The following is a 26,579-nucleotide window of genomic DNA, read 5'->3' on the forward strand; positions in this document are numbered from 1 at the left end:
AGCCTCACCGACCCCACCCGCTCCGGCCGTCCCGGCCGGAGCGGGGGCGCGTCCCCCGGCGAGCTGCCGGCGGCGCCGCCCGGAAGCAGGGGGCGGCCGGGCGGCGCCCCGCCGTGGCGGACGTGTCCGGTTCGCGCAGTCCAACCCGAGCGGGCGGCCGCCGTCGCCGCCCGCCTCAGGCTCTGGTCAGGCGGTCGAGCAGGTCACACGCGGAGTTCTGGAGTTCGGCGACGGTCGGGGCGAGGGCGCGCCGGGCGGCGGCCTGGGCCGCGGTGAGAGCCGGCTGCCAGGGGGCGGCGCGTTCGACGTCGAGGTAGGCGCGTTCGGCCGCCGCCCGGGCGGCGTCGCGCACGGCAGGCGGCGCGTACTGGTGCATGGCCTTCCTGTAGTCCCGGACCGCGGCCCAGCCGGCGGCCTTGGCGCGGATCCACACATAGGGCGTGACGGCCCGGCCGGCGCGGTGCCGTACGGCCGCCTCGGCGCTCCTGCGGGTGGCGCGTTCGCGGGCCGTGCGCGTGCCGCGCTCGTAGGGCGGTGCCGCCCGCTTGGCGTCGCGGGCGGCACGCCGCACCTCGGCGGGCGCGGCCCGCTCGACCTCCCGCCTGGCGCGCCTCGCGGCCTCCCGTGCCAGGTCCAGGGTGGCCAGGTGCTCGGCTTCCAGGGCGTCGCTCCAGCCCGCGTCCCGGGCGGCCGCCTGGACGACCGTCGCCATGGCGGCCTCGGCGTTCGCCGTCGCGACCCGCACCAGGTGATCGATCCGGCTGTCCGGGGCACCCGGGGCCAGCCAGGGCACGGCGCTGAAGGCGTCCCGCACGGCCCGCCCGCCGGTCATGGCCGCGGCGTCCGAAACGCACGCGTGGAAGTCCAGCCAGGGAATGTCGCGCTCGGCCCGCGGCTGCCGGTCCACGATCGCGTCCATGACGACCGCGTCCGCGGCGGTGCCGGGGAAGCGTTCGTAGCCGGGCAGGCCGGAGACGAGTTCGGGCAGCTCCTCCAGCTTCGCCGTGTCCCTGCCCGCCAGCCTCAGCCACGTCGGCGTGTAGGTCCGGATCAGCCAGTCGGCGCACATCCAGGCGCGGGCGCAGTCGGCGGGCATGCAGGGGACGTCCTTCAGGTCCCCCTCGCCCGAGTAGGCCCTGAGGACACCCAGTTCGCCGAGGTCGACGGGGCAGCGCGTACCGGCGACCCGGAGGATGCGGGGCCGCAGCAGCCGTGTCCTGTCCGCGTCCGGCAAGGCGTCGTTCCATGCCCGGCCGAGGACGGCGATCAGCGGCGACACGCACTCAGGGCGGTCCGACCACGCCTCTCCCGCGAAGTGGGATACGGCCTCCATGAAGGACGCCCGACCCGAGCCGGGGTCGTGCCTGCCCGCGGCCAGCTCAATCGTGTCCACGTCGAACATGGTGCTCCGGCGCCTCCCTGTCACCTCTCAAGTCAACAGCCCCGCCTCCGCGAGATCCAGTGAGCCGATGTCCTCGGTTCCGGCGGGGCACCCCCCGGTTCCGTGTCCTGCGCGGCCGCCGCTCCGGGGCCCCGACACACGGTCGGTCATCGTGGCAGCGGGATCCCGGGACGGGTCCCGTGCCGCGGCGGGTAGAACGGGGCCCTGCGGCGGCCCGTGACGGCGGTCACGTCCACTGATCACCGCTGCTCTCGGCACGCGGAACAGGGCAGTTCGACAACCAACGATCGAAAGAGGTCGGTGAGTGACGAGAACGCTGACATCCTTAGTCGGTGTCGCCGCACTGCTGAGCGCGGCGACGGTGGTGGTGTCGGGTCCGCCCGCCGAGGCCGCGACACCGCTGCCGATCACCGCGGTGGCCGCCGGTTCCCACGACGGCAACGTGCCCTCGAACGCGGTGGACGGGAAGCTGTCCACGCGGTGGTCGGCGGAGGGGGACGGAGTGTGGATCCGCTTCGACCTCGGCTCCGTACGGACCGTCGGCTCGCTGACGCTGGCCTGGCACAAGGGCGACACTCGCCGGGCGACCTTCGACGTGCAGCTCTCCGAGAACGGATCGAGCTGGTCCACGGTCCTGCCCCGGGCGGTGAGCAGCGGCACCGGTCTCGGGCCGGAAGCGTACGACATCGCCGACACGTCGGCTCGCTACGTCCGGATCATCGGGCACGGCAACACCGACAACGAGTGGACCAGCATCACCGAAGCCGCGGTGCTCGGCGCCGACGGAACCCCCGGCGCGGGCCTTCCGTACGGCACCGACGGCAGGGGCAACCCCAGGACCGACGACTGCACGGTCAGCACCTCCGACCCGCAGCGGGCCGTGGACGACGCCTCGGACGGGGACGTCGTCTGCGTCAGGCCCGGCGACCACTCCGACACGACGCTGGCCGTGGACAAGGCGATCACGGTCCGCGCCAACGGCGTCGTCACGGTGCGGAACATCGTCATCAGCGGCAGCGACGCGACCGTCGACGGCTTCACGGTGGTCGGTGACGCCCTGGACGACCCGTCGACGGGGATCAAGTTCTCCGGTACCGGACACACGATCGTCAGGAACCTGGTCAAGGGCAAACACATCCACTACGCCATCGCCTGCGACTACGACGACTGCGCCAGCGATGTGCTGATCTCCCGCAACACCGTGACCGGGACCAACAACTTCGGCGTCCACCTGTGGGGCGGCTCCGGCATCACCGTCGAATGGAACAACATCTACGACCTGTGGTCCGACGACGGCAACGACGACGTCGACGGCATGCGCATCTGGGGCACCGGCCACACCGTCCGCAACAACTACATCCACGACCTGAACGCCAACAAGGGCGAGGGCGAGCCGCACGCCGACTGCATCCAGAACTACCAGCACAGCAGCAGGACGGTCGTGTCCCACGGCGTCACGGTGGAGAACAACTACTGCGTACGCGTCTCCGGTCAGTGCCTGATCATGCAGAACGGGCACCGCCCGACCGCCGACGTACGCGGCTACACCTATCGCGGCAACGTGTGCGAATCCTTCGGCAGCCAGACCATCGAACTGGGCAGCGTCACCGGCGGGGTCATCGAGAACAACATCCTCCGCGGCGGAGCCGACGGCCATGTGCTGACGTTCCACGGCACGGTCGACGGTCTGGAGACGACGAACATCAGGATGCGCAACAACGTCCTCGTCAGCGGGGGAGGCTCCACGTACGCCGGCGGCAGCAGGGACGCGTTGACCGACGACACGGACAACCTGGAACTGCGCGATCCGTCGGTGGCCGACGACTGGCGGGAGTTCGAGGGCAATCCGGACGCGCCGGTGCCCGCGATCGTCCCCGACGACTTCACCCGTTTCCGCGCCCTGGCCCGGCAGCTCGACGTCGTCGACGAGGGCAGCACCCCCCACAGCCCGGACTTCACCCGGGACGTCGACGGCGCGGCGCGCGTCCGGGGCGCGGCCATCGACATCGGCCCGTTCGAGTTCGGCTGACGGCCCGACGTTCCGCGCGCGAGGTGAGTCCCACCGTCCGCGCGGGTGGGCGCGGATCCTCCACCGGGAGCGGGCCCGGTCGGTGAATACGTGGTGGGGCGGGCGCACGGGGGCGTCCGTCCCACCACCGCGCTCGCTAGGCTGATCATGTGGAGAACGTCTTGCAGGGTGATCTGATCGGCGCGCTCCGGACGCACGCGCGGTGCCAGGGCCACAAGGTGGCGTTCCAGGACTCCCGGCGCAGCGTGACGTTCGCGCGGTTGGAGCGGCGGACGGCGCGGCTCGCGGGTCATCTGGCGCGGCTGGGCGTGGCGCGCGGTGACCGGGTCGCCGTTCTCCTCGGCAACCGGGTGGAGTTGGTGGAGACCCTGCTGGCCGTGGCGCGGGCAGGCGCCGTCGGGGTGCCCCTGTCCCCGCGGCTGTCCCCGGACGAACGGGCGCGGACGCTGGCCGACAGCGGCGCCGCGACGGTCGTCGCCGAAGACGGCCCCGCGGTGCGGGTGCTGATCGGGGACCACCGCAGGACAGGCGGTGCGCGGACGATTCCGTACGAGGAGCTGGCGGGCACCGAGCCCGGCCGCCCGCCCAGGGACGACCTCGGGCCGGACGACCCGGCCTGGATCCTCTACACCTCGGGCACCACCGGCGGCAGCAAGGGAGTGGTGTCCACGCAGCGCGCCGCCCTGTGGTCGGTCCGGGCCTGCTACGTCCCGCTGTTCGGGCTGGGACCGGACGACCGGCTGCTGTGGCCGCTGCCGCTGTTCCACAGCTTCTCCCACTCGCTGTGCGTGCTCGGCGTGACCGCCGTGGGGGCGAGCGCGCGGATCCTGGAGAGCGGGGAGGGCCTGGCCGCCGCCCTGGCCGAGGAGCGCCACACCCTGCTGGCCGGCGTCCCGGCGACGTACCACCGCCTGGTGGCGGCCGCCCGGGAGGCGGGAACGCGGCCGCTGCCGGGGCTGCGGGCCGCCGTGACGGCCGGTGCGCCCGGCACCCCCGAGCTGCGGGCGGCCGTCGAGGACCTGCTCGGCGCCCCGCTGCTCGACGCCTACGGCAGCACCGAGACCTGCGGGATGATCGCCGTCGACGCCCTCGGCGCCCCCCGGGTCGACGGCGCCTGCGGGCGTCCGGTGCCCGGGACGGACGTCCGGCTGATGGACCCCGCCTCCGGGACCCAGGCGGGGGAAGGCGAGATCTGGGTCCGCTCTCCCGGCCTGATGCTCGGCTACCTCGACCGCCCCGAGGCGACGGCCGAGGTGCTGCGGGACGGCTGGTACCGCACCGGCGACCTGGGCCGGTGGGCGGACCACGGGCACCTCCGGGTGATCGGCCGGGTGCGTGAACTGATCAACCGCGGTGGCGAGATGGTCAGCCCCACCGAGGTCGAGCAGGTCCTGCTGGCCTGCCCGGGCGTCGCGGACGCTGCCGTGGTCGGCAGGCCGCACGACGTCCTGGGCGAGGTGCCGGTGGCCTTCGTCGTCCCCGGCCCCGGCGGCGTCGACGCCTCTGCCGTCCTGGCCCTGTGCCGGGAACGCCTGTCCCCCCACAAGGTGCCCGACGAGGTGTACGAGACGGACGCCGTGCCGCGCACCGCCTCCGGCAAGATCGCCCGCGGTCGGCTGGCCGACGGCCTGTCCGAGCGGCTCGCCGAAACGCGGGACGCGGTCGCGGCGGCGCTGCGCCGGCAGTTGCGCGCCCTGCCGCCGCCCGACCGGCACCGGACGCTGGAGCGGCTGGTGTGCGAGGAGGCCGCCGCGGTGTGCGGGCGGGCGCACGAGGACGTGGCGGCCGAACGGCCGTTCCGGGACCTGGAGATGACGTCCCTCGGCGGGGTGCTGCTGCGCGACCGGCTGGCCGCGCGCACGGGCCTGGCCCTGCCCGCGACGCTGGTGTTCGCCCACCCGACGCCCGCCGCCGTGGCCCACCTGCTCGCGGGCGCCCTGCTGGGCCCCGCGCCGGCGCCGGCGCCCGTGCCCGCTGCGGTGTCCGGCGCCGCGCGGCCGGACGGCGACCCCGTCGCCGTCGTCTCCATGGCCTGCCGCCTGCCCGGGGACGTCTCCTCGCCCGAGGACCTGTGGCGGCTGCTGACCGACGGCGCCGACGCCACCTCGGACTTCCCCACCGACCGGGGATGGGACCTGGCGGGCCTGTACGACCCGGATCCGGACCGGCTCGGCACGGCCACCGCCAGGCGCGGCGGCTTCCTGCACCGGGCCGCCGAGTTCGACGCCGAGCTGTTCGGGATGTCCCCGCGCGAGGCGCTGGCCACCGACCCGCAGCAGCGGCTCCTGCTGGAGACCTCCTGGGAGGTGCTGGAACGGGCGGGCATCGCCCCGGGCGGCCTGCGGGGCAGCGACACCGGCGTCTTCGTCGGCCTGATGCACGGCGACTACGCGGCCCGGCTGCTCCACGTGGACCGGCACGAGCTCGAGGGCCACCTCGCGCTCGGTTCGGCGGGCAGCGTCGCCTCCGGGCGGATCGCCTACACCCTCGGTCTGCGCGGTCCCGCGGTCACCGTGGACACCGCCTGCTCGTCGTCGCTGGTGGCGCTGCACTGGGCGGCGAGGGCCCTGCGGGCGGGCGAGTGCTCGCTGGCCGTGGCGGGCGGGGTGACCGTGATGGCCACCCCCGCGCCGTTCGTCGCCTTCAGCAGACTGCGCGGCCTGGCCCCGGACGGCCGCTGCAAGCCGTTCTCGGCAGCGGCCGACGGCACCGCCTGGGCGGAGGGCGTCGGCCTGGTCCTGCTGGAGCGGCTCTCCGACGCGCGCCGCAACGGCCACCCGGTGCTCGCCGTGCTGCGCGGCTCCGCGGTGAACTCCGACGGGGCCTCCAACGGCCTCACCGCGCCCAGCGGCCCCGCCCAGCAGCGCGTGATCCGCCAGGCCCTGGCCGACGCGGGGCTGTCCCCGGCCGACGTCGACGCCGTGGAGGGCCACGGCACCGGGACCCCGCTGGGCGACCCCATCGAGGCGCAGGCGCTGCTGGACACCTACGGCCGCGACCGCCCGCGGGACGGGCGGCCGCTGTGGCTGGGCTCGGTGAAGTCCAACATCGGGCACACCCAGGCCGCGGCGGGCGTCGCCGGGGTCATCAAGACGATCCTGGCCATGCGCCACGGGCGGCTCCCGCGGACGCTGCACGCGGACACCCCCTCCCCGCAGGTCGCCTGGTCCTCGGGCGGGGTCCGCCTGCTGACGGAGGACCGCGACTGGCCCGCGTCGCCGGGCCGCCCGCGCCGGGCGGGCGTCTCCGCGTTCGGCATCGGCGGCACCAACGCCCACGTCGTCCTGGAGGAGCCGCCGACCGCCCCCGCCGGGGAACCGGCCGCCCGGACCGGCGGCGGCCCCGCCCCTGCCGTCCCGCCGTGGCTGCTGTCGGGCGCGGGCCCGGCGGCGCTGGCGGAGCAGGCCGGGCGACTGGCCGCCCTGCTCCGGGAGCTGCCCCGGACGCGCTCCCTGGACGTGGCCTTCTCCCTCGCCACGACCCGCACCGCGCTGGCGCACCGCGCGGCCGTGCCCGCCGGAGACCGCGAGCGGCTGCTCGCCGCGCTGGACGCGCTGGCCGACGGCCGCCGCCGGGGCACCGCCGCCCGGGGCGGCCGTCTCGCGCTGCTGTTCACCGGTCAGGGCGCCCAGCGCGAGGGCATGGGCGGGGAACTGCGCGCGCGGTTCCCCGTGTTCGCCGCCGCGTTCGACGAGGCGCGCCGGGAGCTGGAGGGCCATCTGGGCGTGGAGCTCGGCCGGGTCCCGGTGGACCGCACCGACCGCGCCCAGGCGGAGCTGTTCGCGTTCGAGGTGGCGCTGTTCCACCTGCTCCGGGAGTGGGGTGTGCGGCCGGACGTCCTGGCCGGGCACTCGGTCGGCGAGGTGGCGGCGGCGCACGCCGCGGGGGTGCTCTCGCTGCCGGACGCGGCGCGTCTGGTGGCGGCGCGCGGGCGGCTGATGCGGCACCTGCCCGGACGCGGGGCGATGTGCGCCCTGGAGGCGACGGAGGAGGAGGCGGTGGCGGAGCTCGCCGCCGCGGGCGGGCCGGTCGTCGCCGCGGTCAACGGGCCCCGGTCCGTGGTGGTCTCCGGCGCGGAGGACGCCGTGCTGGCCGTCGCCCGGCGCTTCGCCGAGCGCGGGCGGCGCACCTCGCGCCTGCGGGTGGGCCACGCGTTCCACTCGCCGCTGATGGACCCGGTGCTCGACGAGCTCGGCCGCGTCGCCGGGTCGCTGACCTACCACGCGCCGCGCGTCGCCGTCGTGTCCGCGGTGACGGGACGCCGCGCGACGGCGGAGGAGCTGTGCTCGCCCGACCACTGGGTGCGGCACGCCCGCGACACCGTGCGGTTCGCGGACGCGGTGCGGTGGCTGGCGCGGGAGGAGGACGTCACGGTCTTCGCGGAGGTCGGGCCGGACGCGGCGCTCACCGCGGCGGCCGCGGACTGCCTGGACGACGGCGCGGCCGAGGGCGGCCGCCGGTCCCGGCGGCCGGTGTTCGCCGCCGCCGCGCGCACCGGCCGGCCGGAGGCCGAGGGCGTGCTCGACCTGCTCGGCAGGCTGCACGACCAGGGGATCGCCGTGGACTGGCCGCTGGTCTTCGACGGCACCGGAGCCGCCCGGGCGGTGCCGCTGCCCGTGTACCCGTTCCAGCGCCGCAGGTACTGGCTGGACGCCCCCGGGCCCTCCGCCGGGCCCTCCCCCGGGCCCTCCGCCGAGGGCCATCCGCTCCTGGACCGCGCGACCACCCTCCCCGGCACCGACCGGCTGCTGTGCACCGGCCGGCTGTCCGGCGCGGCGCAGCCCTGGCTGCGCGACCACGTGGTCGCCGGGACGGCGCTGGTGCCCGCCGCGGCGATGGTGGAGATGGTGATCCGCGCGGGCGACGAGTGCGGCCTCGGCCTGCTGGAGGACCTCGCGGTCGTGGCGCCCCTGCGGCTGCCCCCGGACGGCGGCGGGACGCAGGTGCAGGTGGTCCTCGGCGAACGCGACGCGGCGGGCCAGCGCACGGCCGAGGTGTTCTCCCGGCCGGAGGACTCCGGCGCGCTCGGCGCCTGGACCCGGCACGCCACCGGAACCCTCGCCCCCGCCGCCGCCCCACCCGCCGGGGCGGCGGGGGAGTGGCCGCCCAGGGGCGCCGTACCGGTGGACCTGCGAGGGGCGTACGAGCGGCTCGCCCGCGACGGCCACGCCTACGGCCCCGCCTTCCGCGGCGTCACCGCGGCGTGGCGGCGCGGCGACGAGCGAGCCGGCGGCACGGAGGTGTTCGCCGAGGTGCGGCTGCCGGAAGCGGTGGCCGCCGAGGCCGGGCGGTTCGGCGTCCACCCCGCGCTGCTGGACGCCGCGCTGCACGCGGGCCTGCTCGCCGACGGCGGGCACGGGACCCCGGCGCAACTGCCGTTCGCCTGGAGCGACGTCGCCCTGCACGCGGCGGGCGCCGCGGCGGTACGGGTCCGCGTCCGCTCCACCGGCGAGGACACCGTCACGGTGGAGCTCTTCGACCGCGCGGGCGGGCCGGTGGCGAGCGTGGGGTCGCTGACCACCCGTCCGGTCCGGGACCAGGGCCCGCCTCCGCCGCACCGGCTCACCTGGGCCGGCGTCCCCGCCGCGGCCGCGCCCCCGTCCGCCACCCGCGCCTGGCGGGTCACCGGCCCGGACGACCTCGGCCTCGGCGGGCTGCTCCCCGCCGAACCGGCCGCCGCCCCCCAGGTGGTCCTCGCGCCCCTCGCCGGCCCGGCGGGCCACGCCGACCCGCCGGCGCGGGCCCACGCCATGACCGCCCGGGCCCTGGAGCTGCTCCACGCCCACCTGGACGACCCCGCCGCCCCCGCCGCCCGGCTGGCGGTGGTCACCGTGAACGCCACCGCGCCCGACCCCGACCCGGCCGCCGCGGCGGTGTGGGGGCTGGTCCGCGTCGCGCAGGCGGAGCACCCGGACCGGATCGTCCTGGTGGACCTCGACGGCCGCCCCGAGTCCCCGGCGCTGCTGCCCGCGGCGCTCGCGGTCGGCGAACCGCAGCTCGCGGTCCGGGAGGGCGCGATCCGCGCACCCCGGCTCGTGGCCGCCGAAGAGCCCGCCGGTCCGGCCCGGCCCTTCCCGGCCGACGGCACCGTGCTGATCACCGGCGGCACCGGCTCCCTCGGCGGGCTCCTCGCCCGGCACCTGGTCACCCGGCACGGGGTGCGGCACCTGGTGCTGGCCGGACGGCGGGGCCCGGCCGCGCCCGGCGCGCGGGCGCTGCGCGCCGAACTGGACCGGGCGGGCGCCCGGGTGGACCTCGTGGCGTGCGACGTCACCGACCGCGCCGCGCTGAAGGCCCTGGTCGACGGCTGCGGCCCCAGGCTGTCCGCCGTCGTCCACGCCGCGGGGGTGCTGGACGACGGCGTACTCGGGGCCCAGACCCCGCGCCGCCTCGCGGCCGTGCTGCGGCCGAAGGCCGACGCCGCCTGGCACCTCCACGAGCTGACGGCGGACGCGGGCCTCACCCACTTCGTGCTGTTCTCCTCGGCGGCCGGGCTGCTGGGCAACCCCGGCCAGGCCGGGTACGCGGCGGCCAACTCCTTCCTCGACGCCCTGGCCGCCCACCGCCGATCGCTCGGGCTGCCCGCGCTGTCCCTCGCCTGGGGCCCGTGGGCGGACGAGACCGGGATGGCCGCGCGGACCGGCGGCGCCGCGGCCGGCGGCACGGTGCTGCGCGCCGTCACCCCGGAGGAGGGGCTGGCCATGTTCGACGCAGCCCTGGCCATGGACGAGCCGGTGCTGGCCCCGATCGTGCCTGCGCCGTCCCGGCCGAGCCACCCGGCGCCGCCGCCGCTGCGGGGGACGCCCGCGGGCCCGGCCCGCCCGGCGGCCGACGAGTCGCCGCAGGGGCCCGAGGACGCCGGTTCGTGGCGGGAGCGGCTGGCCGCCCTGCCCGCCGCCGACCGCGAGGCCACCCTGCTCGACTGGGTGCGCGGCGAGATCGCCCTCGTCCTGGGCCACCAGGACGGCACCGACGTGCCCCCCGACGGCGACTTCACCGACCTGGGCTTCGACTCGCTGACCGGGGTGCTGCTGCGCAACCGGCTGAGCCTGCTCACCGGACTGCGGCTGCCCGCCACCGTCGCCTTCGACCACCCCAGCGCCGAGGAGATCGCCGACCTCCTGCGCGACGAACTGCTCACCGCGCCGCCGGAGCACCAGCCGGCGGCGCCCGGGGCGGCCACCCGCGGGCCGCAGACCCTCGCCTCCCTGTACCGCCGGATCTGCGAGCGCGGTGAGATCGTCGCCGCGACCCACCTGCTGGCGACCGCCTCCTACGCGCTGCCTTCGTTCACCGCCGCCGACGGCGCCCGCCACGCCCTGCCGCCCCGACGGCTCACCGCCCCCGCCGCCCCCGGCGGGCCGTCCGCCCGCCCCGCGGTGGTCTGCTTCGACGTCTTCGACCCGGTGATCGGGCCGTCGCTCTACACCCGGCTCGCCCAGTGCCTCACCGGCGACCTGGACGTCTTCGAGGTCTCCCACCCCGGCATGGACAGCGGCGAGGCCGTGCCCGTCGACTGGGCGGCGCTCGTCGCGGCGCACACCGCGACGCTGCGCACCCACTTCCCGGACCGCCCCGTGGTGCTCCTCGGCTACTCGGTGGCGGGCAGCGTCGCCCACGCCGTCGCGGACGCGCTCGCCACCGCCGGGCACCCCCCGGCCGGCCTGGTGCTCCTCGACTGCTACCGCGTCACCCCGGACAACCAGGCCGCCGACTGGCTCCTCGCCATGCCCGCCGACGGCGCGCTGGAGATGGGCGAGCTGTACGACACGGCGGTCGAGGACACCGCGGTCGCCGCGATGGGCGCCTATCTGCGCGTCATCCGGGAATGGCGGCCCCGGCCGTCCCGCGTGCCGACGCTGCTGGTGCGGGCCACCGACCCGCAGCCCGGCATGTTCGCGCCGGACGACGGGTGGCGCGCGTCGTGGATCGCGCCCCACGACACCGCCGACGTGCCAGGACACCACGGCACGATCATCGCCGAGCACGCCGCCACCACCGCCGAGGCGGTCCTGGCGTGGACGGATCGGCGGGCCCGGGTGCCCTGACCGGCCCGAGCCGGCCGGTCACACCGCCGGGGGCCGCCAGGCCAGGCCGTCGGCGGACACCCGCAGCCCTCCCGGGCCGTCCCCGGCCGGCGGACCGTACCCGGCGTGCTCCGCCAGGGCCGCGCCCTCCTGGAAGACGGCGCGGACCGTGTCCGAGTCGAACAGCGGATTGCGCAGGTCACCGGCGCCGGGCAGGCGGCGCACCGCCGCGTCCACGTCCCGGGACGCGGCGGTGAGCCGCTCCCCGAAACCGGTGCCGAAGCCGTCGCCCGAGGCGAGGCCGCCGACGAGCTCGACGAACGCCTCCCGTTCCCCTGACCCCGCGGCGGTGACCTTCTTGGCCTTCCAGAAGTACGACCGCTCGTCCTGGTGCATGTCGTAGAAGGCGGCGAGGAACTCGTAGAACAGGCGGTACTCCCGCCGGTAGCGGGCCTGGAACTCGCCGAAGCCGCGCTCCTCCGGCACCGCCCCGGCGAGGTCGGCGTTGACCGCCCGGGCCGCCAGCAGCGCGCCGTAGGTGGCGAGGTGGACACCGGAGGACAGCACGGGGTCCACGAAGCACGCCGCGTCGCCGACGACCGCCATGCCGGGCCGCCACAGACTCCGCTTCGTGTAGGAGTAGTCCTTGCGGACCCGCAGCCGCTCGTACATCGGCTCGGTGGCCCTCGGCACCCCGGCGAGCAGGTCCCGTATCAGCGGGGACGAGTCGATCAGGCGCCGCCACGTGCCGTAGGCGTCCCGCCGGACGGCGCCCACCTGCTCGGGGCCGACGACCGCGCCCACACTGGTCAGGTCGGGCCGCAGCGGGATGTACCACAGCCAGCCGTCCTCCACCGCGACGCACAGGATGTTGCCCGCGTCCGGCTCCGGCATCCGGCCGCCGCCGGCGAAGTAGCCGAAGACCGCGAGGTTGCGGAAGAAGTCGGAGTGCACGCGCCCGCCTCCCACATGGGCGTGGAGGCGGCTGGTGCCGCCGGACGCGTCGATGACATGGCGGGCCCGGGCCTCCCGGGCGCGTCCGGCCCGGTCGGTGTACGCCACGCCCTCCACCCGCCCGTCGCCCCCGCCCCCCAGGACACCGGTGGCGGTGCAGCCCTCGCGGACCTCCACGCCCGCCCGGCGGGCCCCGGACAGCAGGATGGCGTCGAACACGGACCGCTCCACCTGGTAGGCGAACGACGTGGGGTCCTCCAGCCGGGGAGAGAGGCCGAAGGTGAACCGCCACGGATCCGGGTTGCCGCCCCAGCGGAAGGTGCCGCCGCGCTTGCGCGTGAAGCCCGCGCGCTCCACTTCGTCCGCGACCCCCAGCAGGCGGCACACGCCGTGGACCGTGGACGGCAGCAGCGACTCGCCGATCCGGTACCGGGGGAACTCCTCCTTCTCCAGGAGCAGCACCCGGTGACCCCGCATCGCCACCGCTGTCGCGGCCGTCGCCCCCGCCGGCCCTCCGCCCACCACCACGGCGTCGTACATCCGAACCCCCACTCGTCGCCCGTGCCCAGGCCAGGACAATACCCAGCCCTCGTGCGGGAGTTGGCGTCCCACCCGCGGCCACCGCGGCACGGACCCGGACGACCCGGGCCGGCCCCCGGCCCCGACGCGCGTCGGCGCGCCCGCCCCGCCGCCGGGACGCCTCAAGGGGCGCGGAGGACCGCCACGCCGAACGGGATCTCGGTGTAGCGGCCCGCGCTGTCGAAGCAGAACACGTCCACCCACACGTGCCCGGGTTCCTGGTAGGAGTTCCACCACTGGTCCATGCAGTACCCGGGCCTGGTGCCGAGGGTGACGACCTGCACGGACCCGAAGCGCTTGCCGACGCCGCGGAAGTCGACCCGGTACCAGCCGCCGCCCTCCCGCACCCTGCTGATCGTGATCGCCCCGCCCGAGGTGCTGTAGGAGCGGGCGTGGTCGATGGCCGCGGCCGCCGTGGTCTGGGCGTAGGCGCCGGGCAGCCCCGCGTCGTTCGGCAGCGGGGCGTGGCGCACATAGGTGAGCAGCCAGCGGGTGTCCCTGGGCCGGGGGAGGGCGTCCGTGGTGACGGCGTGGCACAGCACCCGGATCCGCAGGCGCGCCCCGTCCCCGGAGACCCCCGCGTTCTGGCAGCGGGCCGGATCGCGGCCGTACGGGGTGAGCTGGGCGTAGCCGTCGTCGCGGAACACGGCGCCGTCGAGGGTGAGCAGGTACGCTCCGACGCCGGTGCGGCGCACCCGGACGGCGCCGCCGGCGGTGTTGACGGTGCCCGGGTTGCGCAGCGGCTCGGCGTCGGCGTCCCCCGAGCCGGTCGTGTAGCGGACGGTGGCCATCGGGCCGCCGTCCCCGCCCGCCTCGCCGAAGAACAGGTGGAACCGCATGTTCTTGGCGGTCCCCGACGGGGCGTGGCAGCCGACCCGCACCACTTCGTCCCGGCCCGCGCGCCGGAAGTCGTGGACCAGGCAGGTGTCGGCGGTGTACGGGCTGTAGAAGACGGTGACGTGGGGGACGCCCCGGTCGGAGCCGACCCCGGGCAGCACGACCCGGTACACGCCCGTGGCCTCGCGGACCACCGTGACCCGCCGGGCGGCCAGCTCCGGGTCGGCGGAGCGCTTCCAGGTGCCCCACTCCATGTCGGGGGGCCCGGCGGGGGTCTCCTGGCCGATCGGGGCCTCCGCGGCGTCCTGGGTGACGGCGTAGCCCCACTTCGGCTCGGCGGGCGGCGTTCCGGGACCGCCGGAGCCCGCGCCGCCTCCGCCTCCGCCCGGGCCGGTCCCGCCGGGGCCCGCCCCACCCTGGCCCGTACCACCCTGGCCCGCCCCGCCGGGGCCGGTGCCGCCCGCCCCCGCGCCGCCCGTCGCGGCCCCGCCCGACGGCGAACCGCCGGCGCCGCTCGCGCTCCCGCCCGGTGCCGTGCCCCCGCCGACCGTGCCCTCCGTGGGCGTGCCGCCCGTGGCCGTCCCACCACCCGCCCCGTCCGTGCCGCCGGACGGGCCGGGTGGCGGGGCGGTGCCGGTGCCGGGCTCCGTGGGACCGGGGGACCCGGTCGGGCCGGACGTGTCCCCCGGTGCCTCCCCTGGCGGGTTCGGCCGGGGCGCGGGTGTGCTCGGCGCCGCCGCCGCGCGCTCCGGGCGGCGCGGCGCCGCGTCCCCGCCGAGGGCCCCGGCACCGAGCACGGCCAGTGCCACCGCGCCCGCGGCGACCCGCCGTACGGCGGGCTGGGCGGCCAGGTCCAGCACCGTGGGAAGGTTCGGCAGCCGGTGCGCGGTGCGCAGCGCCTCGTGGAGCACCCTGGCCGGAAGCCCCCGGGGCAGGGCCGCCGACGCCTCCGCCGGAAGCTGCCGCACGCCGCCCGTCCCCGCGCCCCTGCCCTCGGAGCCGCCCGCCGCCCGGAGCCACCTCTCCTTGTCCCGGTCGGCGTACCAGGCGAGGGTCAGCAGCGGCGGGGTGAGCGCCCACTCGGCGCGGGTGCTCAGATGCAGGGTGTACCTCCGCCTCGCCGGGCCCGGGTCGGGGAGCGTCCCGTGCGGGACGATGTCGCGCAGCTCCCGCCGGAGCTCGTCCGCCTCCCGGAACGCCGCGGCGGCCGCCGCGTGCTCCTTCAGCGCCCGGTGGCGCACCCCCAGGTTGTACAGCGAGACCACCAGGGCGGGCCCGTGCGCCCTGGCGTTCGCCCCGGCCAGCTCCCGGTGGTCCCGCACGGCCTCGGCCAGCGCGGCCCCGGCGGCGTCGCCCCCGGGACCCGGCTCGGCCCGCCGGGACGCGCAGGCCAGCAGGACCCCGAGGTTCCCCGTGGACTCGGCCAGGGCCGGCCGGTGCGCCCGCGGGTCGTCCGCCGCCATCCGCCCGCGCAGCCGGACCGCCTCCTCCGCGGCGGCCAGCGCCTCCGCCGCCCGGCGGGGCGCCTGCCGCCCCCGGGACACCGTCATCAGCAGGGCGGCCAGGTTGTGCAGCGACATCGCCAGATCGCCTTGGTGGGCGGCCGGGTCGCCGCGGGCCTGCCGCCTGCGCACGGCGACGGCCTCCTCGGTGGCGGCCAGCGCCTCCTCCCACCGGTTCAGCCACCACAGGTGGTGGCCGAGGTTGTGCAGGGCCGCGGCGAGCCGGGGCTCGTGCGCGGCGTCGGCCCGGGCCAGTTGCCGCAGCACGGCCACGGCCCGCTCCGCGGCGGACCCGGCCTCCTCCCACCGCCCCAGGTGCGCCAGCCGGTGGCCGAGGTTGTCCAGGGCCCGGGCCAGCTCCGGCCCGTGGGCGGCGGGGTCGGCCGCGGCCAACCGCTCCCGCAGGGCCAGCGCCTCCTCGGCCGGTCCCAGGGCGTCGGCGTGCAGCCCCGCGTCGGACAGCCGCTTGCTCAGCCGGGAGTGCAACTCGGCGTGCGCGCGGGGATCGCCGGTGGCCGCGAGGCGGTGCGGCAGGAGGCGGCGGGCCAGGCAGGCGGCGGCGGTGAGCAGGTCGGCGTCCACGGCCTCGAGGACCGCGGGGTCCAGGGCCTCGAGTTCGGCCAGGGCGGTGAGCGCGGCACCACCGGCCAGGACGGCCAGCCCGGGGTGCGCGGTGAGCAGGGGAGCGAGCCCACGGGACGCCACATGCGGCCAGCGTTCCGCGGCGGCGGCCAGGGCGGTGAGCGCGGGCCGGGCGAGCGCCGGGACGGGCTCCGCAGGACCGCCGGGGCGCGCGAGCAGGCGGGCCGGGGCACTGGTGGCCCAGGACTCGGGGGTGAAGGCGCCGACGTCGTGGCCGGGCGTCGTCAGGGCCAGGAAATCCTCGGCCAGCCGGTCCGGTTCCAGCGGCCGCAGCACCCCGCCGCGGTCGGGGGCGGCCGGCGGGTACACCAGCGAGTGGTCGGTGAGCGCCCGCTGCTCGTGCCCCGGCGGGCACGCCTCGATCCGGGCCAGCGCGGCCCGCCCGGTGTCGTACGGCACCTCACCCGTCAGTGAAGCGGTGAACACGGCGCGGCCCAGCTCCGCGGCGGTGGACGCCACCCGGCCGCCGGCGTGCAGGGCCTCCCACTGGCTCAGCTCCCGGTCCAGCAGGAAGGCGGAGACGGCCTCGGGGCGGGTGGGGGCCGGCCGTGCCCCGGGGGCGCCGGCGCCCGGCCCGGAGTGGTGCAGCACCGCGGCGAGCGCGGCCATGTGCACGGCCAGGACCTGCCGGAACCCGGGCTCGGTGGCCAGGTCCCGGGGCGGCGCCGCGCCGAGCGCCCCGGGCACCCCCAGGGTCTCGGCGAACGCGTCCCGCGCCGCACGGAACAGCTCCTCGGGGCGGGGCGCGCCGCCGGAGCCGTCGGCGAGCGGCGCCAGGCGCAGCGCCCGGTGCTCGAGGCAGGCCTTGTCGAGCTCGGCGGCGAGGGACCGCCACCACGCGCCCGCCGAGCGCGCGACCAGCAGCACCCGGGCCCGGCCGGGCTGCTCCACGGCGTCGCCGAGCATCGCGAGCAGACCGCCGCGGGGCCACCGCTCGGCGTAGTCGGCGACCACCAGCACCGGTGTGCCGCCGCGTTCCGTCCCGCCGCCGGACACCGGGCCGGCGGAGCGGACCGGGCCGCCGCCGTGGTCCGCTCGCAGCACCCGCCACCCGAGCGCCCGGCACTCCCGTGCGAACTCGATGGCCAGCCTGGTCTTGCCCTGCCCGCCGGGCCCGTGGAGCAGCAGGACCGAGGCGTTCGGGCCGGAACGCGCCCACGCGGCGAGCTCCCGGCGCTGGTCCGTCCGGCCCACGAAGGCGACCCGCTCGTGCTCGGCCCGCAGCAGTTGCGCGGGCCGCGCCCGCCACCACTGGGCCCCCGGCTCCGCCGGCCCGGCCGGGAAGGCGTCCATCCGGTACAGGGGCACCCCGGTGCCGAACTGGACACTGCCCACGTCCCCCTGGATCACCGGTCCGTGCACCACCGAGTCGGCCAGCCAGTTCACCCGCGGCCGCAGGCGGTACTCCGGCTCCGTCCCGGACGGCTTCCGGCCCCACCGCCTCCACCGTCCGCTCCCACGGGCCGGCGCACCACCGCCGCCGCCCTCCCGGCCACCGCCGCCCAGTCCCCACCCCGTCATCCCTCCATCGTCGCCCCGACCTCCCGGGGGAAGGAATGAATCCGGCAGAACTGCCCGTGCCGCAACGTTCCGCCCGTGTCCCCGCACATCGGGGTGGCATGTGCGGCATGCCGTGTCGGCGGTCCGGGCCCCGGAGCGTCCCGGGCGAGGCGGCAGGCGCACCCGATGTCGGCGGCACCGATGAGTTCCGGCAGGATCGGCAGTCAGAGGTCATGGTTGGTGCGCGGCAGCCGCGAGGGCGGTGGAAGCGAGCGCCGACCGAACCCGCCGACAACCGGACACCAGACCCCGAGGAACCTCAGATGCGCACTCTGATCAGCACCGCCTTCGTCTCGCTCGACGGAGTCGTCGAGGCCCCGGGCGGCGAGCCCGGCTACCGCAACTCCGGCTGGACGTTCAAGGACGTGGAGTTCCTCCCCGAGGCGTTCGAGATCAAGGACCGGGAGCAGAAGGAAGCCACCGCGATGCTGCTGGGCCGGGTCAGCTACCAGGCGTTCAGCCAGGTGTGGCCGGACATGGAGGAGTTCGCGGACTACAAGGTGATGCCGAAGTACGTCGTCTCCACCACCCTCACCGAGGGCGACCTGGTGTCCGACTGGGGCGAGACCGCGATCCTGCGCTCCCTGGACGACGTCGCCGCCCTGAAGGAGACCGAGGGCGGCCCGATCATCGTCCACGGCAGTGCCGCGCTGAACCACAGCCTGTCGGACGCCGGGCTGATCGACCGCTACCACCTGCTGGTCTTCCCGCTGCTGCTCGGCGCGGGCAAGCGCCTGTTCAGCGCCACGGACAAGGACACGCAGCGGCTGAGGCTCGTCGAGCACGAGGCCTACGCCAACGGCCTCCAGAAGAACGTCTTCGACGTCCTCCGCTGACCCCGCTCCCGCCCGCCGTCGCCGCCGGCGGGAGCGGTCCTGATGACCCCGCCCTCGGCGACGGCCGCCGTCCGGCGAACGGCGGCCGTCGCCGGCGTCCGGGTGGGAGGGCACGCCGGGCCGGTGCGGACCACGGGTGCGAACTACAGGGACGCCCCGACGAGCAGGGCCAGGTCGACGAGGCGGTTGGAGTAGCCCCACTCGTTGTCGTACCAACCGACGACCTTGACCTGCGGACCCGACACCCGGGTGAGCGCGGCGTCGAGGACGCAGGAGGCCGGGTCTCCCACGATGTCGGTGCTGACCAGCGGCGCGTCCACATAGGAGAGCAGGCCCTTGTACGGCCCCGAGGCCGCCGCCGCGTACGCCTCCTTCACCTCGTCCACGGTGGTGCCCCGGCGGGTGATGACCGTGAGATCGGTGACCGACCCGGTCGGGACGGGAACCCGCAGGGCGTAGGCGTCCAGCCTGCCGGCGAGGTCCGGCAGGACGAGGCCGATGGCCTTGGCGGCGCCACTGGAGGTGGGCACGATGTTCAGGGCCGCCGCCCTGGCCCGGCGCAGGTCCTTGTGCGGGGCGTCCTGGAGGTTCTGGTCCTGCGTGTAGGCGTGCACCGTGGTCATCATGCCGCTGTCGATGCCGACGGCCTCGTGCAGCACCTTGACCAGGAGGGCGAGGCAGTTGGTGGTGCACGAGGCGTTGGAGATGACGGTGTGGCGCTCCGGGTCGTAGGCGTCGTCGTTGACGCCGAGCACGACCGTGATGTCCTCCCCGCTGGCCGGGGCGGCGATGATGACCTTCTTCGCCCCGCCCGCGACGTGCGCGCGCGCCTTCGCGGCGTCGGTGAAGACGCCGGTGGACTCGATCACGATGTCCACCCCGAGGTCGCCCCAGGGCAGGGCGCCGGGATCGCGCTCGGCGAGGACCTTGACCTCCCGGCCCCCCACGCGTATCGCCCCCGGCTCGGCGGCGATCTCCTCGGGGAAGCGCCCCAGGATCGAGTCGTGGGCGAGCAGATGGGCCATCGTGGGCACGTCACCCAGGTCGTTGACGGCGACGATCTCGAGCTCCGAACCCCGCTCGGCCGCCGCGCGGAAGACGTTGCGGCCGATGCGCCCGAAGCCGTTGACACCGATTCTCACGGTCATGGGTGTGTTCCTCACCTAGCGCTGTTGAGGTCTTGACGCGCCGCTGCACGGCGTACGGTCAAACACGCGCCCGGCCGGGGCGCGAGAAGAAGATCTATCAGCAGCTTATATAAGTATTGGATATATCTCTACCGTGACATCTACGCAGCGCGCCAACCCCGGCGCCGACCTGGACGTCGGTGACCTGACCAGGGCGATCGAGCACTTCAACCGCTACTACATCCGGCTTCCCACGGTGCAGAAGCTGTCGTTCACCACGCTGTCCGTGCTGGACACCCTGGCCAACAGCGGCCCGAAACGGCTGACCGACCTGGTCAGGACCGAGCAGATCAGCCAGTCGGGGCTCACCCAGTTGGTCACCCGCCTGGAGCGGGACGGCCTCGTGGAGCGCCGCCCCGACCCGGCGGACGGGCGCGCCGTCCTCATCCACATCACCGACAGCGGCCGGAGGATCGGCCAGGCCCGGCACGAGGACCGGGCCCGTCACCTGCTCCCGCTGATCGCCCGGTTGACGCCCGCCGAACGACAGGCGATCGCCGCGGCTCTCCCCGCCCTGTCCCGCCTCGCGGATCTCGGAGCCCAGGCGGAAGGCTAGGGCCTGTCCCCGTCCGAACGTCGGGACCCGGCCCGCGGCCACGGGTTCACCCCCGCCGCATCCTCCGCAACGCCGTGCGGGCCGGGAGCGCGGTCGCCGCCGTGCCCAGGAGCAGGCAGGCGGCCACCGTGCCCGTGAGCGCGCGCCAGTCCACGGTCGGCTCCACCGGCAGGCCCAGCTCCTGGCGCAGCCCGTGGACCGTGCCGAGCAGGGCGGGGACGGCCGCCGCCACGCCCAGGACCGCGCCCAGGGTGACCACGCAGAGCGTCTCGGCCGTGAGGGCGAGCAGCACCTGCCGGTTCGTCGCGCCGGACAGGCGCAGGACACGCAGGTCGCGCGCCCGGTCCGCGGTGGCCGTCAGCAGGGTGGACGCGACCGCGATCGCCGTGTAGCCCGCCGAAAGGGCGACGAGCAGCAGGGTGAAGATCCGCACCAGCCGGTCCTCCTCCGCGTCGGCGGAGGCCGCGTACTCCTCCACCGAGACCTCCTGTGCGCCCTGCGCGGTGTCGGGGCGCGCGGCGCCGGGGCCGGTGCGGTAGGCGACGTCGGCCAGCGCGGACGGGTCGTGGGCGCGCACCAGCTCGCGGGGGAGCACCACCTGGTACGGCACGGAGTCGGGCAGCACGGCCGCGACGCGCAGCGCCCGCGTCCGTCCGTCGTCGAACGTCAGCGTGGCGACGCGGCCCTCCCGCCAGCCGTGCGCGGCGGCCACCGCGGCCGTGACGGCCACCGAGGCACCGCGCGGCGCCGGTGCCGCGTACACCTGCTCGAAGTCGGCCGTCACCCCGGCGGCGGTCAGCGCCGGCCCGCCTTCTGCGCCGTAGACGGTCGTCGACAGCAGCGCCGCGCCCTCGACGGAGGCGGCCGCGGCGTCCGAGAGCCCCGGCGTTCCCCGGGGGACGAGCGCCGCCTCGGCCCGGACGGCGGCGGCCTGCCGGGCGGTGTCGGCGCTCTGGGTCGTCGCCACCGCGCTGGTGATCAGCACGGCGAACGCGACGGTCGCCAGCACGGGGGCGACGGTGGCGGAGGTGCGGCGCACGGCGGTGAGCGCGTTCTCGCGCACCAGCACGGCCGTGGCGCCGGGACGGTGGGCGAGCGGCCGGGTCAGCGCCCCGATCACGGGACGGACCAGCGCGGGCGCCAGGAGGGCGAAACCGGCCGTCAGGCCCATGGCCGCGCCGAGGGCGAGCAGCACCATGGCGTCGGCGCCCGCGAAGGCCGTGGCCACGGAGCAGGCCGCGCCCACGCCCGTCGCGGTCAGCCCGGCGGCCCGCCGACGCCGCGTCAGCGGCCGGCTGTCCACCTCGGCCTCCCGCATCGCCTCCAGCGGCTTCACCGCGGCCGCCCGCCGGGACGCCCCCCACGCCCCGGCCAGCGCCACCGCGACGCCCAGGACGAGGGCCGCCGCGGGCACCCACCACCGGAAGGTCACCTGGAAGCCCGCCGGCTGGAATCCCGCGTCGACGAGCAGTCCGGCCATCGCCGGCGCCAGGGCCGCACCGAGCAGCGCCCCGGCCGCCGCGCCGCCGGTGCCCACCACCAGGGCCTCGCCGAGGACCAGCCGCCGGACCTGCCGCGGTGTGGCGCCGATCGTGCGCAGCAGGCCGAACTCGCGGCGCCGCTGGGCGACGGCGAACGCGAACGCCGAGGCGACGTTGAACACGGTGACGAACGCGGACAGCAGCGCCATGGCGGTCACCACCTGGCCGCCGATCCAGCGGGTCGTCTCGTCCTGCTTCGGCGCCGTCGCGTTCCGGGCGGCGCCGGTCAGCACCGTGCCGCTGTCGCCGGCGGCGCGCCGCGCGGCGGCCGCGACCCGGCGTGCGTCGGCGCCGGGCTCCAGGAGCAGGCCGATGACCCGGACCCCGCCGGCCAGTTCCGCCGCGCGCCGGTCGGTGACGTAGTAGCCGGGGCCGTCCATCGTCCCGGACACCGTGAACCGCCGCGGCCCGCGGGCCGTCAGCACCGTGACCGGTTCGCCCGGCGCGAGCCCCAGGGCCCGGTCCACGACGATGTCGTCCGCCGCGGCCGGCGGGCGGCCCGCCACCAGGTCGTGGGAGGCGAGCGCCGCCGACGACCAGGGATGGCCCTGCCGCTCCCCCTTCCGCTGCTCGGTGCCCGCCGCCTGAGCGTAGAAGGAGCGGTCCGCGACCGCCGCGGCGACCCCGGGCAGCCCGGCCAGCGCCCGCCGCAACTCCTCGGCGCGCTCCGGTGCCCACGGCGGGTTCTCCGCGAAGACCCCGGGGGTCCGCTCGCCCGCCGGGCTCTGCACCAGTACCGGCGCGCCCGCCAGCCGCTCCGGCACCCCGGGGCCGTCCGAGAGCAGGACCAGCACGCTCACGGTCACCACCGCGACGCCCAGCGCCACGGCCGTGAGCGATCCGAGGAACGACGCCCACCGCTCTCGCACGGTGGCCGGGCCCATCACGACCGCACCTCAAGAGCGGCCGTCCGGGCGGCGATCGCCTCGGCTCCGGCCGAGCCCGGCAGCTCGTCCACCAGACGCCCGTCCGCCAGGAGCAGCACGCGGTCGGCGTGCGCCGCGGCCGCCGGGTCGTGGGTCACCATCACGACCGTCTGCCCGCGGGTGTCCACCAGGTGCCGCAGCAGTCGCAGCACCGTCCGGGAGGCCCGGGTGTCCAGGGCGCCGGTCGGTTCGTCGGCGAAGAGGACGGCGGGCCGCGCGATGATCGCCCGCGCGATCGCGACGCGCTGCTGCTGCCCGCCCGACAGTTCGCTCGGCCGGTGCCCGGCGCGGTCCGCGAGCCCGACGGCGCCGAGCGCCGCGGCGACCTCGCCCGCCGCCGGGCGGCGTCCGGCCAGCCGCAGCGGCAGTTCGACGTTCTGCGCCGCGGTCAGGGCCGACACCAGGTTGAACGCCTGGAAGACGAAGCCCACCCGCTCCCGGCGCAGCAGTGTCAGCGCGTTCTCGTCCAGTCGGCTCAGCTCCGTACCGCCGATCAGCACCTCCCCCGAGGAGGGCCGGTCGATGCCGGCGGCGCAGTGCAGCAGCGTGGACTTGCCGGAGCCGGACGGGCCCATGACGGCTGTCATCGTGCCCGCCGCGAAGTCGGCGGTCACGCCGTCGAGAGCGGTGACGGCCCGTTCGCCCGTGCCGTGGCGCCTGGTCAGCGACCGCAGCCGCACGGGGCTCACGGCCGGGCCGTTCTGTGTCGTGGTCATGGCTCAAGGCAACGGCAGAACCACCGGCCGGGGCATTGGCGCCCGGGCGAGACAAGACACTCCACCTGGCACTACCGCGGCCCGGGTGCTGCGCCGCTACGGTCACAGCCGTGACCCGAACCGTTCTGGAGGCCATCGGCCGCAGCCCGCTGGGATACCTCCGCACCGCGTGGCCGTGGCGGGCGGCGGGGTACCTGCTGTCCGGCGGGGTGTTCGCGGCCGCGACCTGCGTGGCCGTCGCCGGGCTGCTCGCCGCGCCCCTCGGCACCGTCACCACCGTGCTGTGCGCGGCCGCCGTCGTCGTCTTCGCCGCCGCGCTCGCGGGACCGTTCGAACGGCGCCGTCTCGCGCTCGTCGACACCGACCGGATCGACGGCGCGCCCGGGACACGGGCCGGCGGGGCGTCCGATCTCCGCGGCGGCCTGCGGACCGGCGGCTACGGCGCCGTCTCCGTCCTGGCGGCCGGCTGGACGGACCTCGCCGTCGTCCTGGTGTCGCTGGGCATCCCCGGCTTCCTGCTGCTCACCCCCCTCCAGCCCACCGCATCCACCTGGCAGAGCGTGGCCGGCCCCGTCGCCGGGGCCCTGCTGCTGCCCGTCTCCGCGTACCCCGTCGGCGTGTGGGCGGGCGCCCGCGGTGCGGTGGCCCGCGCCGTCCTCGTTCCCCGGGACCGCGAACTCCGCGAGGTCATGCGCTCCCGGGCCCGGCTCGTGGACGCCTTCGAGACCGAACGCCGCCGCATCGAGCGCGACCTCCACGACGGCGCCCAGCAGCGCCTCGTCGCGCTCACCGTGAAACTGGGCCTGGCCGGCCTCGACCTGCCCCCCGGCGGCCCCGCGGCGAAGGAGGTCGCCGAGGCGCACGCCCTCGCCAAGGAGGCGCTCACCGAGCTGCGCGAGCTGATCCGCGGCATCCACCCGCAGGTCCTGACCGAACGCGGGCTGCCCGCCGCCGTCCGCGACATCGCCGGGCGCTGCCCGATCCCCACCGACCTGGACCTCGACCTGCCCGGGCGGCTCCCGGCCACCGTCGAGCAGACGGCGTACTTCGTGACGGCCGAGGCCCTCGCCAACGTCGCCAAGCACAGCGGCGCCGACCGCTGCCGCGTCACCGCCCGCCGCCGGGGGAACCACCTGCGGCTGGACATCGAGGACAACGGCTCCGGCGGCGCCGACCCCGCCCGCGGTACGGGCATCACCGGCCTCGCCGACCGGATCGCCGCCGCCGACGGCAGAATGCTCCTGTCCAGCCCGCCCGGCGGGCCCACCCTCCTCAGAGCGGAGATCCCGTGCGACAGTCCCTCCGCATCGTGATCGCGGAGGACGCGGTCCTGCTCCGCGAGGGCCTCGTCCACCTGCTGGAGCGCTTCGGCCACCGGGTCCTCGCCGCCGTGGGCGACGGCCCCTCCCTGCTCGCCGCCGCCCGCGAGCACCGGCCGGACCTGGTGATCGCCGACGTCCGCATGCCGCCCGGCCAGAGGGACGAGGGCCTGCGGGCGGCCCGTCGGCTCAGGGCCGAGCAGCCGGGGCTCGCCGTCCTCGTGCTCAGCCAGTACGTCGAGCAGACCTTCGCCGAGGAACTCCTGGACGACCGACGCGGCGGCACCGGAACGGGATACCTGCTCAAGGAGCGCGTCGGCGACGTCGAGGAGTTCGCCGACGCCGTCAGCCGGGTCGCCGCCGGGGCCACGGTCGTGGACCCCGAGGTCGTGCGCCAGCTCCTCGCCCGGCGGCGGGACCCGCTGGAACGGCTCACCGCGCGCGAGCGCGAGGTCCTCGCCCTCATGGCCGAGGGCCGCTCCAACGCGGCCGTCGCCCGCCGCCTCGTCGTCACCGAGGCCGCCGTAGCCAAGCACATCGCGAGCATCCTCGCGAAGCTCGACCTGCCCCCGGCGGCCCCGGACGACCACCGCCGCGTCCTGGCGGTGCTGGCCTACCTGCGCGCCTGAACCGGCCGCTGCGGTCACCGCCCCGCCCCGCGTGCCGGTGCGCGCTCCAGCGCTGGGGGCGCGGGGCGGAGTCCGGCCGCACCGGTCTCCGCCGGACGCGTCGGGGCGGCGGCTCCCGCGGCTTCGTCCTGCTCCAGGCGTCGCGCCAGCAGCGCTCCCGCGGTCATGGCCGCGGCCGCGGCGAACGCGCAGGCGGCGGCGATGAGCGCGGCACCGGTGAAGCCGACGGCGCCGGACAGCGCGGCGAAGGAGTAGGGGGCGGCGGTGGCGCCGGTGTAGACGCCGATCTGGACGGTGTGCCCGGCGTTCTCCGCCCGGTGGGCGACCAGCCGCAGCGTGGCGGCGAGCAGCAGCCCCGTCCAGCCCCATCCGGCGGAGAAGGCCAGCGCGGCGCCCAGGACGAACGTCGTCGGCGTGCCGATCGCGATGAGCGCGAGCCCGAGCCCTCCGGCGAGCATCATCGCGGTGATCACCGCCGGGTTGCGGCGGGGCGCGCGATCGGTGACCGCGCCCGCGGTGAGCCGGACGGCGATCGCGAGCAGGGCGCTGAGCGACAGCAGGTTCCCGGTGACGGCGGCGGGGAGCCCGGAGTGGGCGCCGAGCTGCACGAAGTACGTGGCCACCGCGTTGTTGCCGGTCGCCGACAGGGCCGCGGCCAGCGCCCACAGCACCAGCACCCGGCGGGTCCCGGGAGCGGCCGGGGCCCGCCCGGCCCGTGCCGGGGACGGGCCGGGCGGCAGCCGGGTCAGCGGGGCGAGCGCCACCGGCACCAGGGCGACCAGGCCGGCGACGGCCATGGCGGTGCGCCATCCGTGGGCTGGCAGCACCAGGGCGACCAGCAGGCCGGGGACCAGGGTGGCCGCGCCCAGCGCCGCGCCCACCGCTCCGGCGGCCAGGGACCGCCGGCGCCCGGGGACGCGCGCGGCGATCAGCCGGCCCGCCGCGGGCTGGACCAGGCCGTTGCCGAGCCCGCCCACCACCAGGGCCGCCGTCATGGTGGCCGGGCCGTCCGCCCGGGAGACGGTGAGCATCACGGCGCAGGCGAGCACCGCCGCCGCCGCGAGCACCCCGGGGATGGGCAGGCGCGCCGCCGCCCGCTTGGCGAGGGGCGAACCCAGCGCGGTGGCGGCGTAGAAGGCGCTGATCATCAGCCCGAGGGCGGTGCGGGACAGGTGCAGGTCCCGTTCGACCGCGGGGGCGAGGGCGCCGAGGGCGAAGCCGGGCATCACCGTGACCGTCGTGGTCAGCGCGGCCGCGACGACGCCCGGCCAGTACCCGGTGCGCGGCTCCGCGGGGCGGCCGCGGGCGATGGTCCAGGTCACCGCTCGTCCCCGGCG

13 protein-coding genes are annotated in these 26,579 nt (G+C 76.9%); 6 read left to right on the forward strand and 7 right to left on the reverse strand.

Annotation, left to right across the window (positions count from 1 at the left end; translation table 11 throughout):
• Positions 1 to 175: 175 nt before the first annotated feature.
• A complete protein-coding gene (locus ACYVO2_RS09985; protein WP_461007300.1) occupies positions 176 to 1,393 on the reverse strand; it encodes a hypothetical protein in 1,218 nt (405 codons plus the stop codon).
• A 313-nt stretch (positions 1,394 to 1,706) separates the two neighbouring features.
• Here ACYVO2_RS09985 and ACYVO2_RS09990 point away from each other — a divergent pair, with 313 nt between their 5' ends.
• Together ACYVO2_RS09990 and ACYVO2_RS09995 are read left to right on the forward strand one after the other, a co-directional pair.
• A complete protein-coding gene (locus ACYVO2_RS09990; protein WP_461007301.1) occupies positions 1,707 to 3,431 on the forward strand; it encodes a discoidin domain-containing protein in 1,725 nt (574 codons plus the stop codon).
• Positions 3,432 to 3,580: 149 nt separating this feature from the next.
• Positions 3,581 to 11,479: a type I polyketide synthase gene (locus ACYVO2_RS09995; RefSeq protein WP_461007302.1), complete on the forward strand. Its 7,899-nt coding sequence runs from the start codon at positions 3,581 to 3,583 to the stop codon at positions 11,477 to 11,479.
• An 18-nt stretch (positions 11,480 to 11,497) separates the two neighbouring features.
• On the opposite strand, the gene ACYVO2_RS10000 is transcribed toward ACYVO2_RS09995, so the two are convergent.
• On the reverse strand, positions 11,498 to 12,952 hold the full coding sequence (locus tag ACYVO2_RS10000; protein WP_461007303.1) for a tryptophan 7-halogenase: 1,455 nt from the start codon (positions 12,950 to 12,952) through the stop codon (positions 11,498 to 11,500).
• 161 nt (positions 12,953 to 13,113) lie between these two features.
• Positions 13,114 to 17,358 (reverse strand): hypothetical protein, encoded by a 4,245-nt coding sequence (locus ACYVO2_RS10005; RefSeq protein WP_461007304.1) that lies wholly within the window; start codon positions 17,356 to 17,358, stop codon positions 13,114 to 13,116.
• A gap of 437 nt (positions 17,359 to 17,795) precedes the next feature.
• Between ACYVO2_RS10005 and ACYVO2_RS10010 the strand changes: the two genes are divergently transcribed.
• The gene (locus ACYVO2_RS10010) at positions 17,796 to 18,368 is read left to right on the forward strand and encodes a dihydrofolate reductase family protein (protein WP_461007305.1); all 573 of its coding nucleotides are present in this window, start codon (positions 17,796 to 17,798) and stop codon (positions 18,366 to 18,368) included.
• Between the two features lie 143 nt (positions 18,369 to 18,511).
• On the opposite strand, the gene gap is transcribed toward ACYVO2_RS10010, so the two are convergent.
• A complete protein-coding gene (gap, locus tag ACYVO2_RS10015) occupies positions 18,512 to 19,516 on the reverse strand; it encodes a type I glyceraldehyde-3-phosphate dehydrogenase (RefSeq protein WP_461007306.1) in 1,005 nt (334 codons plus the stop codon).
• 133 nt (positions 19,517 to 19,649) lie between these two features.
• On the opposite strand from gap, the gene ACYVO2_RS10020 reads away from it, so the two are divergent.
• Positions 19,650 to 20,111 (forward strand): MarR family winged helix-turn-helix transcriptional regulator, encoded by a 462-nt coding sequence (locus ACYVO2_RS10020; RefSeq protein WP_461007307.1) that lies wholly within the window; start codon positions 19,650 to 19,652, stop codon positions 20,109 to 20,111.
• 46 nt (positions 20,112 to 20,157) lie between these two features.
• Here ACYVO2_RS10020 and ACYVO2_RS10025 read toward each other — a convergent pair whose 3' ends face one another.
• Together ACYVO2_RS10025 and ACYVO2_RS10030 are read right to left on the reverse strand one after the other, a co-directional pair.
• Entirely contained in the window at positions 20,158 to 22,536 is a 2,379-nt protein-coding gene (locus ACYVO2_RS10025; RefSeq protein ID WP_461007308.1) for an ABC transporter permease, read from the reverse strand.
• The gene (locus tag ACYVO2_RS10030; protein ID WP_461007309.1) at positions 22,536 to 23,294 is read right to left on the reverse strand and encodes an ABC transporter ATP-binding protein; all 759 of its coding nucleotides are present in this window, start codon (positions 23,292 to 23,294) and stop codon (positions 22,536 to 22,538) included. Before ACYVO2_RS10030 ends, ACYVO2_RS10025 begins: the two co-directional genes overlap by 1 nt.
• 110 nt (positions 23,295 to 23,404) lie before the next feature.
• Between ACYVO2_RS10030 and ACYVO2_RS10035 the strand changes: the two genes are divergently transcribed.
• Together ACYVO2_RS10035 and ACYVO2_RS10040 are read left to right on the forward strand one after the other, a co-directional pair.
• The gene (locus ACYVO2_RS10035; protein ID WP_461007310.1) at positions 23,405 to 24,607 is read left to right on the forward strand and encodes a sensor histidine kinase; all 1,203 of its coding nucleotides are present in this window, start codon (positions 23,405 to 23,407) and stop codon (positions 24,605 to 24,607) included.
• Positions 24,604 to 25,242, forward strand: a complete 639-nt coding sequence (locus tag ACYVO2_RS10040; protein WP_461007408.1) for a response regulator — start codon at positions 24,604 to 24,606, stop codon at positions 25,240 to 25,242. Before ACYVO2_RS10035 ends, ACYVO2_RS10040 begins: the two co-directional genes overlap by 4 nt.
• 14 nt (positions 25,243 to 25,256) lie before the next feature.
• Here the strand turns inward: ACYVO2_RS10040 and ACYVO2_RS10045 are convergent, their stop codons facing one another.
• Positions 25,257 to 26,564, reverse strand: a complete 1,308-nt coding sequence (locus tag ACYVO2_RS10045; RefSeq protein WP_461007311.1) for an MFS transporter — start codon at positions 26,562 to 26,564, stop codon at positions 25,257 to 25,259.
• Positions 26,565 to 26,579: the final 15 nt, after the last annotated feature.

Source organism: Streptomyces capparidis (assembly GCF_054782095.1).

Excerpts from the sequence above, each read along its gene's own strand:
- ACYVO2_RS10000 (WP_461007303.1), bottom strand. The coding sequence starts at position 12,952 with ATGTACGACGCCGTGGTGGTGGGCGGAGGGCCGGCGGGGGCGACGGCC.
- ACYVO2_RS10010 (WP_461007305.1), top strand. The coding sequence starts at position 17,796 with ATGCGCACTCTGATCAGCACCGCCTTCGTCTCGCTCGACGGAGTCGTC.
- gap (WP_461007306.1), bottom strand. The coding sequence starts at position 19,516 with ATGACCGTGAGAATCGGTGTCAACGGCTTCGGGCGCATCGGCCGCAAC.
- ACYVO2_RS10025 (WP_461007308.1), bottom strand. The coding sequence starts at position 22,536 with ATGGGCCCGGCCACCGTGCGAGAGCGGTGGGCGTCGTTCCTCGGATCG.
- ACYVO2_RS10030 (WP_461007309.1), bottom strand. The coding sequence starts at position 23,294 with ATGACCACGACACAGAACGGCCCGGCCGTGAGCCCCGTGCGGCTGCGG.